This window comes from Streptomyces sp. P9-2B-2, assembly GCF_030406865.1.
Taxonomy (GTDB): Bacteria; Actinomycetota; Actinomycetes; order Streptomycetales; family Streptomycetaceae; genus Streptomyces; species Streptomyces platensis.
In genome coordinates this window covers 5,937,139-5,949,565 of sequence record NZ_CP129126.1, presented here as the reverse complement: position 1 = coordinate 5,949,565, position 12,427 = coordinate 5,937,139, and the positions used below count along the sequence as shown (strand labels likewise).

Below are 12,427 nucleotides of genomic sequence, written 5' to 3'. Positions count from 1 at the left end.
CGACATGAAGTGCAGGGGAATTCGGCGGGGAGGCGAGCGGTCGGCGGCGGGCCCGGGGGACGTCAGGCCGTCAGCCAGGCACGCAGCCGTTCCTCGCAGTGCAGGATGCGGTCGATTTCCACCCGCTCGTCCTTCTTGTGCGCGAGCAGGGAGTAGCCGGGGCCGTAGTTGACGGCCGGGACGCCCAGGGAGCTGAAGCGCGAGACATCGGTCCAGCCGAACTTGGGCATCGCGGTGCCGCCGACGGACTCCATGAACGCCTTGGCCGCCGGGTGGGACAGTCCGGGCAGCGCGCCCGGGGAGTGGTCGTCGATCACGAACTCGTCCACCGGGCAGTCCGCGAAGACCTCGCGGACGTGGGCCACCGCCTCGTCGGGGGTGCGGTCCGGGGCGTAGCGGAAGTTCACGGTGACCGTGCAGGCGTCCGGGATGACGTTGTTGGCGACGCCGCCCTCGATGCGTACGGCGTTGAGGCCCTCGCGGTATTCGAGGCCGTCGATCACCGGGCGCCGCGGTTCGTACGCGGCGAGCTTCGCCAGGATCGGGGCGGTGGCGTGCAGCGCGTTGGCGCCCATCCAGCTGCGGGCGGAGTGGGCGCGCTCGCCGGTGGTGCGCAGCAGGACCCGGAGGGTGCCCTGGCAGCCGCCCTCCACCTGGCCGTCGGAGGGCTCCAGGAGGACGGCGAAGTCACCGGTGAGCCAGTCGGGGTGGGCGTCGGCGACATGGCCGAGGCCGTTGAGGTGCGCGGCGACCTCTTCGTTGTCGTAGAAGACGAAGGTCAGGTCGCGGTTGGGGGCCGGGACGGTGGCGGCCATCCGCAGCTGGACGGCGACGCCGGACTTCATGTCGCAGGTGCCGCAGCCCCACAGCACGCCGTTCTCGTCCAGCCGGGAGGGGACGTTGTCGGCGATCGGCACGGTGTCGAGGTGTCCGGCGAGCACCACCCGCTCGGCGCGGCCCAGGTTCGTGCGGGCCACGACGTTGTTGCCGTAGCGGTCGACGGTGAGGTGCGGGAGCGCGCGCAGCGCGTGCTCGACGGCGTCGGCGAGGTCCTTCTCGTTGCCGCTCTCGGAGGGGAAGTCGACGAGCTGCGCGGTGAGCGCGGCGGCGTCGAGCGAGAGGTCGAGGGCGGGGTGATCTGTGGAGCGCTCCATGGATCCGACCCTATCGGCAGCACTCCAGTACGGTGGGCCCGTGTCCGCACAGCCCTCCTCCCCCCGCCGCCGCGCCCGCCTGTGGCGTGCCGCCGCAGCCGTCGCCGTACTGATCGGACTGGCCGGCTATCTCGTGGTCCAGTACGTGACCGGTGGCCCCGGAGCACCACAGTGCACGGTGCGCGCCGAAGGGGACGCGAAGGAGTACGAGCTGTCCCCGGAGCAGGCCGCGAACGCCGCGACGATCTCGGCGGTGGCGTCCTCGCGGGGCCTGTCGGAGCGGGCGGTGACCATCGCGCTGGCGACCGCAATGCAGGAGTCGGGGCTGCGCAACATCGACTTCGGTGACCGGGATTCGGTCGGGCTCTTCCAGCAGCGGCCGTCGCAGGACTGGGGCACCGTGCAGCAGATCATGGACCCGGTCTATTCGGCCGGGGAGTTCTACCGGCATCTGGCGAAGGTGCCCGGCTACTCCCGGCTGCCGCTGACCGTCGCCGCGCAGAGGGTGCAGCGCAGCGGCTATCCGCAGGCCTACGCGAAGCACGAGGCGAACGCCGCACGGCTGACCGGCGCGCTCTCGGGCCGCGACCGGGACGCGATGACCTGCACGGAGAGCCGCCCGGTGGACGGGCAGGCGAGTGGCGCCACGGCGGTGCGGGAGCGGCTGGTGCGGGAGTTCGGCGCCGGGGTGCTGCCGCGGACGGGCGACGGCAAGGGCCGTGCCACGGGCGGCGGGAGCGGCGTGACGATACCGGTGCGGCAGTCCGGTGCGGTCGGCGCGGGCGATGCCGAACGGCGCGGCTGGGAGCTGGCCATGTGGGCGATGGCGCACTCCGCCGAGCTGCGCATCGAACAGATCTCTTATGCCGGCCGGATGTGGCAGGCGGACGATGCGGGGAAGGGCTGGCAGCGGAAGCCGGCCGATTCCGCGGTGGCCGCGCAGCATGTGCGGATCGTCACCGCGCAATAGTTTGCCGGGTCCCCCGGAAGGGTCACCGCCAGCAATTCCCTTTCGCGGAAGGCGAGTTGACCGTTTCTCGTGCGCGCTCTCGGTCAATTCCCTTGCACGCAAGGGGCTGTGACGTTTCCGCGGCGGCTCGGCGCGTGCGCATATTGCCCGTCTTTATCCAGGGCCGATTATGTGACGCGTTACCAACTCTTTACCGGAGTTCACCGCAACCTTCGGGGTTCTGACGCGGTAGTCAGTGCGTCCGCCAGCCGGACATGGCACATCTGTCAGAAGAACGAGTCCTTCTCCGTAAAAGGAGCACCATGCCCCTCCCCGTTACGCGTCGGATCGCCCGAGCCGCCCTGCTCGTTGCAGCGGGTGCCGCTCCCGTGGTCGCTGCGGCCGGCTCCGCGAGCGCCGCGGAGCTGCCCACCAAGGCACTCGGCGGACTGACGGCGCCCCTGGACTCCCAGAACACCAGCGAGACCCTTGACCACACCGCCCGCGACGGCGTCGGCCTGGTGAACGCGGCCGGCAGCAAGGCCGCCACGAAGCTCGCCCCGGCGCTCGTCGAGACCGCCGGCCCGATCGTGAAGAAGGCCATGCCGTTCACCCAGGCCGCCGTCGACAAGGCGGAGGGCGTGGCCCGCCCGATCGCCAAGAAGGGCGTCTCGACCAGCTCGCTGCCGCTCGACGCCGCCAAGGGGCTCGTCGGCTCGCCCAAGGGCCTGCTCGCGCCCGCCACCGGCCTGCTCGGCGGTCTGCCGCTCGGCGGCCGCTGACCGGCGGTCCGCCCGTACGACGCGCAGGGGCCCGGGGAGTTCGCTCTCCCCGGGCCCCTGCGCGTGGTCAGCCGCGGCTCACTGCGCCAGGCGGCGCACCGCCTCGTCCACCCGCTCGTCGGTGGCGGTGAAGGCGATCCGCACGAACCGCTCCCCCGCCGGGCCGTAGAACTCGCCGGGGGCGACGAGGATGCCGCGCTTGGCGAGGTCGCCGACGGTGTCCCAGCAGGGCTCGTCGCGGGTCGCCCAGAGGTAGAGCGCGGCCTCGCTGTGCTCGATACGGAAGCCGGCGGCCTCGAAGGCGCCGCGCAGCGCGGCGCGGCGGCGGGCGTAGCGGGCGCGCTGCTCGGCGACGTGGGCGGTGTCGCCCAGTGCCGCGACGGTGGCGGCCTGCACGGGCGCGGCGATCATCATGCCGCCGTGCTTGCGGATCTGCAGCAGATCGCCGAGGACCGCGGCGTCGCCGACGAGGAACGCGGAGCGGTAGCCGGCCAGGTTGGAGCGCTTGGAGAGCGAGTGGACGGCGACCAGGCCGTCGTGGGAGCCGCCGCAGATGTCCGGGTGCAGCACGGAGACCGGGTCGGCCTCCCAGCCCAGCTCCAGGTAGCACTCGTCGCTGAAGACCAGCACGCCGTGCTCGCGCGCCCAGGCGACGGTGCGGCGCAGTTCGTCGGCGCTCAGCACCCGGCCGGTGGGGTTGGACGGCGAGTTCAGCCAGAGCAGCTTCAGACCGCTGGGGTCGAGCTCGGTGGGGTCGTCGTAGACGACCGGCTCGGCGCCGGCCAGCCGGGCGCCGACCTCGTAGGTCGGGTAGGCCAGCCGGGGGTAGCCGACCTTGTCGCCGGGGCCGAGGCCCAGTTGGGTGGGAAGCCAGGCCACCAGCTCCTTGGAGCCGACGACCGGCAGCACGTTGGCGTGCTCCAGGCCCCGGGCGCCGAGCCGCTCGGCAGCCCAGCCGGTGAGCGCGTCCCGCAGCGCGGGCGTGCCCCACACCGTCGGGTAGCCGGGGCTGTCGGCCGCGTCGGTCAGCGCCTGCCGCACCAGCGCGGGGACCGGGTCCACCGGGGTGCCGACGGACAGGTCCACGATGCCGTCGGCGTGCGCGGCGGCCGTGGCCTTGTACGGCTCCAAGCGGTCCCACGGGAAGACGGGCAGCCGGTCGCGGAGCGATTCGGGCCGGGATGACGGTGCTGCGCCCACGGTGCTCTCTTTCTCGGGTGGTGCGGGGCCCTCGGCGGAAATGCTGCGGTCCCGTACGGCGGCAGGCCGTACGGGACCGGGGCGGCGCCGTCGACCTCCCGTGGCTGACGCTGGAGGTGCCCCCAACGACACGGGAGCAAGAGGGAGCGGGCAGGCTCCCCCTTGGCCCTCGGTCGTTACTGGTTCTGCGGCGGCAGGGCCGCGATGAAGGGGTGGTCCCGCTCGATCAGACCGAGCTTGCTGGCGCCACCGGGCGAGCCGAGCTCGTCGAAGAACTCCACATTCGCCTTGTAGTAGTCCTTCCACTCCTCCGGGGTGTCGTCCTCGTAGAAGATCGCCTCGACCGGGCAGACCGGTTCACAGGCACCACAGTCGACGCATTCGTCCGGGTGGATGTACAAGGACCGGGAGCCCTCGTAGATGCAGTCGACCGGGCACTCCTCGATGCACGCCTTGTCCTTGACGTCGACACAAGGCTGCGCGATGACGTAGGTCACGCTGTCGTTCCTCCTCGGTAGGGCCGGCGGACCGATTGGCAGTACCGCCGCTGGGCGCGCGGGAGCGCGGCGTCGTCGATGCCCGCCATCTAGTATCTCCGTTCCCGGGCGCGAGACGAACAAGAGGGGCGGTTTGAGCGATGGAATTCCTGGCCGGCGGGCGTGCGGAGGTCCGGATCACCCGTGCTGACGTGGGCAAAAGGGTATCCGTCCGGCGTCTGACCGGGGGCGGTGCGGGGGTTCCCCCGTTCACCGACGCGGTCGGCGTTCTCACATCCTGGGATCAAGGTGTGCTGAGCATCACACGGCGCAACGGCGAGACCGTGCGGATCGAGGAGTCCTCGCTGGTGGCTGCCAAGGTGGTGCCGGACCGTCCCGCCACCGCCCGGCCCGGGGCCGCGCGGCCGTCCTCGGGGGAACCGGCCCGGCGGCGCGGGCCCGCCGCCACCGCCCGTGAGCTCCAGACCGTCGCGGCCCGCGGCTGGCCCGCCGTCGAGACGGCGCCTCTCGGGGAGTGGACGCTGCGGGCCTCCGGAGGTTTCACCCGCCGCGCCAATTCCGTGCTGCCGCTCGGCGACCCCGGGGTCCCGCTGGAGGTGGCGCTGGAGCGGATCGGCCAGTGGTATGACGCGCGTGGTCTGCCGCCGGTGATCATGGTCGCCACCGGGCAGGCCGATACCGATGAACGGCTGGCCGCGAAGCTGGCGGAGCGCGGCTGGACCGGCGAGCGGCACACCACCGTCCGGATCGCGGCGCTGGCGCCGCTCGCCGACACCGACGCCGACACCACCCGCGTCACACTGTCCCGGGAGCCCGGCGCGGAGTGGCTGGCGCTGTACAACCGGACCGGTGAGGCCGCCGCGTCGGAGGAGGCCACCCGGATCGCCCGGCAGGTGCTGACCAGCGGGCCCTCGGTGTGGTTCGCGACGGTGACCGGCGCGGACGGCGAAACGGCGGCGATCGGCCGGCTGGTCGTCGACGGGCGCTGGGCGGGCTTCGCGGCGCTGGAGACGGCCCCGGCCGCACGGCGCCAGGGACTGGCCACGCTGGTGATGACGGCGCTCGCCGAGCGGGCCCTGGAAGAGGGCGCCTCGGCCGCATATCTCCAGGTCGAGGCCGACAACGCGGACGCGCTCGCGTTCTACGACCGGCTGGGCTTCACCGAGCACCACGGCTATCACTACCGGCGTGCCCGGCCCGGCGGCCGGCGCTGAAGGGGTCCCCCACCGACATGCCCCAGGAACCCGAGCCGGAGCGGGACGACGCCCGCGCCGCACGGCGGCAGCGGTTCGCCGAGGCCGCGCGGGCCGAGCGGCCCGATCTGGCGCTGCTGTGTCTGCTGATCGGTGCCGAGGCCGATCCCGCGCTGGACGAGGCGGGCTGTGACGCGGCGCAGATCGAACTGGACCGGCTGGCGGGGCTGCTCCCGTACGCCCCGGCCGGGGGTCCCGGGGCCTGGGCCCGCAACCTCGCCGAGCTGCTCGGCACCCGGTGCGGCTTCGGCGGCTCGCCCGCCGACTACCGGCGGCTGGAGTCCTCGCTGCTGCACGAGGTGCTGCGGCGGCGCCGGGGTCTGCCGATCCTGCTGTCGGTGGTGTGGATGGAGGTCGCCCGGCGGGCCGGGGCCCCGGTGTACGGGGTGGCGCTGCCGGGCCATTTCGTCGTCGGCTTCGGCGATCCGGCCGGCAGCCATGTGCTGGCCGATCCGTTCGCCGGCGGCCGGCCGCTCACCGGCGAGGACGCGGAGCTGCTGGTCGCGGGGGCGACCGGGGAGCCGCTGAGCGCGCAGATGATGACGCCCGCCGATCCGCTGGAGATCGTGCTGCGGATGCTCAACAACATCCGGGCCTGGGCGCAGGCCCGGCCGGAGCACAGTGCGGTGCAGCTGTGGGCGCTGGAGCTGTCGCTGCTGCTGCCGAGCCATCCGGCGCGGCTGCGCCATGAGCGGGCCCAACTGCTCGTCCAGCGCGGTGAGTTCCTGGCCGGGGCGGCCGAGCTGGAGGAGTACGCCCGGGTGGTGGAGGCCGTCGACGCGGCCGGGGCGCTCACGATACGGCGTCAGGCCGCGGCGGCGCGGGCCATGCTCAACTGAGTGGCGGCCGGGGTACGGCGGATGACCAGTGCGGTCGCGTCGTCCTTGAGGTCGCCGCCGGTGAAGCTCTCCAAATCGGCGCGGAGGGTACGGGCCAGCTCCGGGGGCTCCAGGTCCGTCCACCCGGCGAGCCGCTCGGCCAGCGGGTAGAACTCACCGTCCTTGCCGCGCGCCTCGGTCACCCCGTCCGTGCACAGCACGATCCAGTCGTCGGGATCGGGGTGGATCCGGACACTGTGCCGGGGCCCGTCGCCGAGCATGCCCAGGCCGAGCGGCAGTCCGCCCTCGCCGTCCCGGCGCTCGGAGACCTCGCCGTGGTGCACCAGGTAATACGGGATGTGGCCGCAGGACAGCACCCGCCCCTGCCGGACACCGGCCGCGCTGCGGATCTCCAGCAGCAGCGCCGTGACGAAGCGCTCGTCGGCGCCCTGCTCGACGGAGCGGGCGTTGTGCCGGATCAGTGCCTGCTCCATGCGCTCGGCCACCGACTCCAGCGACTCCAGGTACTGCGCGGCCTCCCGGAACGACGCCAGCACCTCGACGCCCGCCCCGATCGCCGGCATGCCCTTGCCCTGTACGTCGCCGATCATCAGCCGCAGTCCGTGCGGGGTGTCGATGGCCTCGTAGATGTCGCCGCCGACCCGGGCCCCCTCCTGGGCGGAGACGTAGAAGCCGTACGCCTCCAGCGTCCCGGCGCTGAGCGGCAGCTCGCGCAGCATCGTCCGCTGCACGGTGTCGGCGACCAGCCGCGTCCGGGCGTGCAGTGCCTCCCGCTCCAGACGGGTGCGGCACAGCACCAGGGAGAAGACGGCCACCAGGCAGGCGCCGAAGATCCCGACGACCCGGCTGGCCGGGCCCCAGTCGGGCACCGTGAAGAGGTCGATGTAGATCAGGCACACGAGGAAGACGGCCGCCACCAGGAGCGTCCGGCGGAACGAGCAGCGCAGCGCGGCGTACAGCGGGGCGATGCCCAGGAAGGCCGAGATGTGCAGCTCCGGGCCGGTCGTCGCGTCCAGCAGGGCGACCAGGAGGATCGCCAGGATGAGCAGCACGGGAGCCCAGTCGCCGCGCTCGGTGGATCGGTCGGCAGGCATAACACTTCAAGCCTGCAAGACTCCGCCGCAGACCGCACCGGGACGAAAGTCCCGACGCGCGCGGGACCGGCGCCGGGCCGTCGGGCTACAGCCAGCCCTTGTCGCGGGCCGTGCGGACCGCCTCGGCGCGGTTGCGGGCGCCCGTTTTCTGGATGGCGGTGGACAGGTAGTTGCGGACCGTGCCCGGGGACAGCTGGAGGGTGGCGGCGATCTCGGCGTTGGTGGCGCCGTCGGCGGCCGTCAGCAGCACCTCGCGCTCGCGCTCGGTCAGCGGGCTGGCGCCGTCGGCGAGCGCGGCCGCCGCGAGCGCCGGGTCGATCACCCGCTCGCCGCGCAGCACGCGCCGTATCGCGTCGGCGAGCCGGGCCGCCGGAGCGTCCTTGACCAGGAAGGCGTCGGCGCCGGCTTCCATGGCGCGGCGCAGATAGCCGGGGCGGCCGAAGGTGGTGAGGATGACGGTCCTGACCTCGGGCAGTGCGTCGCGCAGCGCGGCCGCGGCGTCCAGTCCGTTCAGCCCGGGCATCTCGATGTCCAGGAGGGCGACGTCCACCGCGTGCTCCCGTGCGGCGGGGAGGACTTCGTCGCCGCGCGCCGCCTGGGCGACGACCTCCAGATCGTCCTCCAGGGACAGCAGCGCGGCCAGCGCCTCGCGGACCATCGACTGGTCCTCCGCCAGCAGCACTCTGATCATGCGGGTCACCCTATGGGGTTCGGAGGGACGGCGCGGGCCCCGTGGTGGAGCCGCTCAGGGGGACGCGGGCGCGCAGCGCGAAGCCGCGGCCGCGTGGGGCGGGGCCGGTCTCCAGCCGGCCGTCGGCCAGGGCGAGGCGCTCGCGCAGACCGCTGAGGCCGTTGCCGTCGTGCTGGGCGCGGGGCGGGCCGGTGCCGTCGTCGAGCACCGTCAGGCACAGGCAACGGCGCTCGTCGGCCGCCCACTCCTCGGTGAGCAGCAGCTCGCAGCGGCGGGCACCGCTGTGGCGTATGACGTTGGTGACGGCCTCGCGCAGCGCCCAGGCGAGGGCGCCCTCCCCGTCGGCGGCGAGCCCGCGGTACTCGTCCTCCAGGGCCGGGTCGACGACGGCTGTGACGCCCGCGGTGCGCAGCGCGGCCCGCGCCCCGGCCAGTTCGACGGCGAGGCGGGGGCGGCGGTAGCCGGAGACCGCCTCCCGCACATCGAGCAGGGCCTGCCGGCTGACCTGTTCGATGTCGGCGACCTGCCGGGCGGCGTCGGCCGGCCGGTCGGGCAGCATCCGGCCGGCCAGCTCGCTCTTGAGCGTGATCAGGGAGAGGGAGTGGCCGAGGAGGTCGTGCAGATCACGGGAGAGCCGCAGCCGTTCGTCGTTGGCGGCGAGGCGGGCGACCTCCTCGCGGGCGGCGCGCAGTTCCCTGGACGTGTGGATCAGGTACTGCACGCCGACCATCATGAAACCGCAGCCCAGCGCGGGCAGCGCGTAGGCGAAGAGGTAGTAGCCGCGGATGTCCGGATCGCGGGCGCCGACGACGAGCAGCAGCACGGCGACCAGCGGAATGGACCAGCGCGACAGCTTCCAGGGCAGCACCACTCCACAGCCCACGCTGGTGAAGATGAACAGCACCAGCCAGGAGGAGTCCAGCGTCCAGGACAGCACCGTGGACAGCACCAGCAGCAGCGCCAGGGAGCCGTAGATCACCGAGCGGGTCCGCTCGCCCCATATGTGGCGGAAGACCAGGACGATGTAGCAGAGCACGAAGAGCGTGAGCCCGAGGCCGCCCCAGATCCGCTCGGCGGTGGGGACGCCGGGCCGCAGCAGGGCGCTCACCGGGCCGGCCAGATACAGCAGCCAGAGGGAGATCCACATCGTCTTGCCGAGTGCCTGGCGGCGGGTGCGGGGCGGCTGCCCGATCAGCACGGGGGTGTGGTCGGCCGGCTCACGCTTCCTCGTCGTGCGTCTCACGCCTGGTGGGTGTCCTTGCGGTACAGGCCGGCCGCACCGGCGGTGAAGACCAGCAGATAGCCGGCCAGGATGGCCACGTCCAGGTCGAGGTCGCAGACCGCGCGCACCGCGCCGTAACTCTTGCTGACCTGCCGGAAGCTGACCACGGGTGTCCGCTCCGCCGTCGCGGCGGTGCTGGTGTCGGCGGTGGTGGCCGCTGTGGTCGTCATGTCCTTCAGCATCCGGCCTGCGCACGCCGCGCGGCAGTGCCGGCTGTCAGCACTCCCCCATGACATCCGTCATGAGGGAGGCCCCCTAGGGGCCGTCCCGGCGTGACCGGGAAAGCGCCCTGCGGGGGCCTCTCACCTGCGATATCGCGTGGTACGGCGGTCAGTTGCCGTTGGTGGCGATGGTCTGGACCCGCTCGGTCGGGCTGGTGCCCTGGAGGGCCTTGCCGACCGCGCTCGCCACCTCCTCGACGCTGACCGGGTGCTTGGAGCCGTCGCCCTTGGTGACCATGACGCCGTTGAAGGTGTCGCCGTAGAGCTGCTTGAGCGCCGGCCGGTCGTAGTAGGGCACCAGAGCGCCGTTGATGATCTTGAACGACAGGAACTTCGGGATGGACTTCTGCGGGCTGAAGGAGACCGTGTGCGCCGTGTCCGTGCGGACCGTCACCAGACCGGACATCGCGGGCTCCGCGAACTGCTTCAGCGCCTTGTCCACCGCGGCCTTGCTGACCTGCGGCTGCTGGGTTCCGGCGGCCAGCACCACGGGGGCGTCGGTGCCGGTCGCGGCGCGCTTGCGGTAGGCGTCGGTGACCTTCTTCTTGGACGCGTCCACATCGATCGCCTTGTGGGGCGCGCCGTAGTGCGGCACCGCCTTGCCGTTCTCGAAGGTGATCCCGCCGTCCTCGGTGGCACCCCCGGGCCCGGTGGCGTTCTGCAGGGCGATCTGCAGCTTCTCGTCGTCGACGATCACCGCGGGCTCGGCGGTGCGGTGCACGCCGACCAGCGAGCCGATGACGGAGACCGGGTTGTAGTCCCGGCCGGCCGCCCTGCGCACGGTCGCCTGCGGGTCGATGTCCAGACCCGCCGTGGTGGGCCGGAGGGTCGCGGGCTTGCCGTCGACGGTGAGCTTGAGCGGCGCGGTACGGCTGTCCTTGAGCGCCGTCTCCAGCTTCTTGACGGCCTCTTCCTTGGTGGTGCCGCCGATGTCCACCCCGAGCACGGTGGTGCCGTTGGGCACATCGGCGTGGTCGAGCAGCAGCCCGGCGCCATAGGCGACACCGGCCAGCACCACGACGCCGACACCCACGAGAACGAGCTTGTTACGGCCCTTCTTGGGCGGGTTGATCGGCTCGGGGATCTTGGGCCGCGGCTTGGGGGCGGCGCTGTCGCCCTCACCGGCCGGGGCCTGCGCGAACGGTGACGGGGACGACGGCTTCTCGTCGCCGGGGATCTTCGGGATGCCGCTGACCAGCGTGTCGCCGGACACCCGGCCGCGGCCGCCGGGAGCGCCGCCCGGCCCGCCGCTCTGGGGGGCCTTCGGGCCGCGCTTGCCCTTGGGGGCGGTGGGCAGTCCGCCGGTGACGCCGCCGCCGAGACCGCTGCCCGGCCCGGCGAGCGGCGCCGGCGGCTGCGGGGTGAGCTCCGCGGTGTCGTCGATCCGGGGCGTGCCGCCGGTGCCGGGGTCGCTGAAGCCGGGCGGGAGGTTGAGCGCCGCGTTGCCGCGCGCGGGCCCGGTCGTCGGGCCGCTCGGGCCGCCCGCCGGGGCGTCGAACGGGCTGTGGTCACGGGCGGGAGCGGCGGGGTCGTCGAACGGCGTACCGCCGCCGGGCGCCGCCCCGTCGAAGGGCGAGGCTGCGGCACCCGGGCCGCCGTCGAACGGCGAGCCGGTGCCCGGCCGGGCACCGCCGTCGAACGGCGAGGCGCCCTCCTGTGCCGCCGGGCTGTCCGAGAAGTACGGCAGGTCCGGGCGCTGCGGCGGCGTGCCGCCCGACGGGGCGCGCGGCGGCGTGGCACCGCCCGGCGCGGGTGGCGGCGTGGCACCGCCCGGGGTGGGCGGCACCGCGTGGGAGCCGGTGGACGAGGACGCACCGGCGCCGCCCTGCGGCTTGCGCGGGGCGAACCAGTCGCTGGTCTTCTCGGGCGGGCCGCCCGCGGGGGCCTCGTCCGCCGGAGCGTCGGGCCGGGGCGTGTTCGCCGTACGTTCCGCGTTCCGCTCGGCGGGGCGGGGCGTGCCGCGGGATCCGGCGGAACCGCCGGAACCAGCCGATCCGTTCATGCCGGCCTCCTCACCGACGGGCTTGCGCACAACGACCGGCGGGATGGGGCGTGACCCCGGAATGTTGATCTTGATCCGCGTCGTCAGCGTGGTCTCGGTCTTGGGCTCCTCCGGCTGCGCCGCGGCACCGGACGCCGGTGTGTCGCCGGCCTCTCCCCTGGGCGAGCCGTACGGCGGCGTCCCGGACGGGTACGCGGCTCCGCCACGGCCCTGGGGGCCGGAGGACGAACTGTCAGATTCACGACTCAAAGCAGGTTCTCCCGGTTGGCTCCGCCGCTCGTCAGAGATGATCCCCGGCCACAGGCCAGGAGGTGCCCCCAGGGCGGCGCGACGGCGCGCACCACCATACTGTCCGCCGCGGGCGGCCACCCGGGGAGCGTACGAACACCCCCGCCCCGGGCGAACCCCCGGGGCCCGGTTCGTTCACCCGGACCGGCACGGCATCCGTCCCGGTTTGGACCAC

General features: G+C 73.4%; 12 protein-coding genes. 4 read left to right on the top strand and 8 right to left on the bottom strand.

Translation table 11 applies throughout. From position 1 onward, the window contains the following. Positions 1–62: 62 nt before the first annotated feature. Positions 63–1,154 carry a succinyl-diaminopimelate desuccinylase gene (dapE, locus tag QT196_RS26295; protein WP_266733647.1) on the bottom strand — a complete coding sequence of 364 codons (1,092 nt, stop codon included), beginning with the start codon at positions 1,152–1,154 and terminating at the stop codon, positions 63–65. Positions 1,155–1,194: 40 nt separating this feature from the next. Between dapE and QT196_RS26290 the strand changes: the two genes are divergently transcribed. Together QT196_RS26290 and QT196_RS26285 are read left to right on the top strand one after the other, a co-directional pair. Beyond that, entirely contained in the window at positions 1,195–2,124 is a 930-nt protein-coding gene (locus QT196_RS26290; RefSeq protein ID WP_211117424.1) for a heavy metal transporter, read from the top strand. A 302-nt stretch (positions 2,125–2,426) separates the two neighbouring features. Then, positions 2,427–2,885 (top strand): ATP-binding protein, encoded by a 459-nt coding sequence (locus QT196_RS26285; protein ID WP_266733650.1) that lies wholly within the window; start codon positions 2,427–2,429, stop codon positions 2,883–2,885. A gap of 78 nt (positions 2,886–2,963) precedes the next feature. Here QT196_RS26285 and dapC read toward each other — a convergent pair whose 3' ends face one another. Both dapC and fdxA read right to left on the bottom strand, forming a co-directional pair. Next, complete coding sequence (gene dapC, locus QT196_RS26280; protein WP_266733652.1) at positions 2,964–4,085, bottom strand: succinyldiaminopimelate transaminase; 1,122 nt, start codon at positions 4,083–4,085, stop codon at positions 2,964–2,966. Positions 4,086–4,261: 176 nt separating this feature from the next. Then, complete coding sequence (gene fdxA, locus QT196_RS26275) at positions 4,262–4,582, bottom strand: ferredoxin (protein WP_018089397.1); 321 nt, start codon at positions 4,580–4,582, stop codon at positions 4,262–4,264. 140 nt (positions 4,583–4,722) lie between these two features. Between fdxA and QT196_RS26270 the strand changes: the two genes are divergently transcribed. Both QT196_RS26270 and QT196_RS26265 read left to right on the top strand, forming a co-directional pair. Further along, entirely contained in the window at positions 4,723–5,796 is a 1,074-nt protein-coding gene (locus QT196_RS26270) for a GNAT family N-acetyltransferase (RefSeq protein ID WP_290355828.1), read from the top strand. A gap of 17 nt (positions 5,797–5,813) precedes the next feature. Next, positions 5,814–6,674 (top strand): transglutaminase-like domain-containing protein, encoded by an 861-nt coding sequence (locus tag QT196_RS26265; RefSeq protein WP_290355826.1) that lies wholly within the window; start codon positions 5,814–5,816, stop codon positions 6,672–6,674. Here QT196_RS26265 and QT196_RS26260 read toward each other — a convergent pair. From QT196_RS26260 to QT196_RS26240, 5 genes are all read right to left on the bottom strand, one after another. Then, positions 6,641–7,768 (bottom strand): PP2C family protein-serine/threonine phosphatase, encoded by a 1,128-nt coding sequence (locus QT196_RS26260; RefSeq protein WP_266733657.1) that lies wholly within the window; start codon positions 7,766–7,768, stop codon positions 6,641–6,643. The two genes, QT196_RS26265 and QT196_RS26260, sit on opposite strands and share 34 nt — an antisense overlap. 85 nt (positions 7,769–7,853) lie before the next feature. Beyond that, the gene (locus QT196_RS26255; RefSeq protein WP_168481242.1) at positions 7,854–8,459 is read right to left on the bottom strand and encodes a response regulator transcription factor; all 606 of its coding nucleotides are present in this window, start codon (positions 8,457–8,459) and stop codon (positions 7,854–7,856) included. A 10-nt stretch (positions 8,460–8,469) separates the two neighbouring features. Beyond that, positions 8,470–9,606, bottom strand: a complete 1,137-nt coding sequence (locus QT196_RS26250; RefSeq protein WP_168483997.1) for a histidine kinase — start codon at positions 9,604–9,606, stop codon at positions 8,470–8,472. A gap of 92 nt (positions 9,607–9,698) precedes the next feature. After that, positions 9,699–9,911 (bottom strand): hypothetical protein, encoded by a 213-nt coding sequence (locus QT196_RS26245; RefSeq protein ID WP_168481241.1) that lies wholly within the window; start codon positions 9,909–9,911, stop codon positions 9,699–9,701. Between the two features lie 160 nt (positions 9,912–10,071). Then, on the bottom strand, positions 10,072–12,213 hold the full coding sequence (locus QT196_RS26240) for a hypothetical protein (protein WP_290355823.1): 2,142 nt from the start codon (positions 12,211–12,213) through the stop codon (positions 10,072–10,074). Positions 12,214–12,427: the final 214 nt, after the last annotated feature.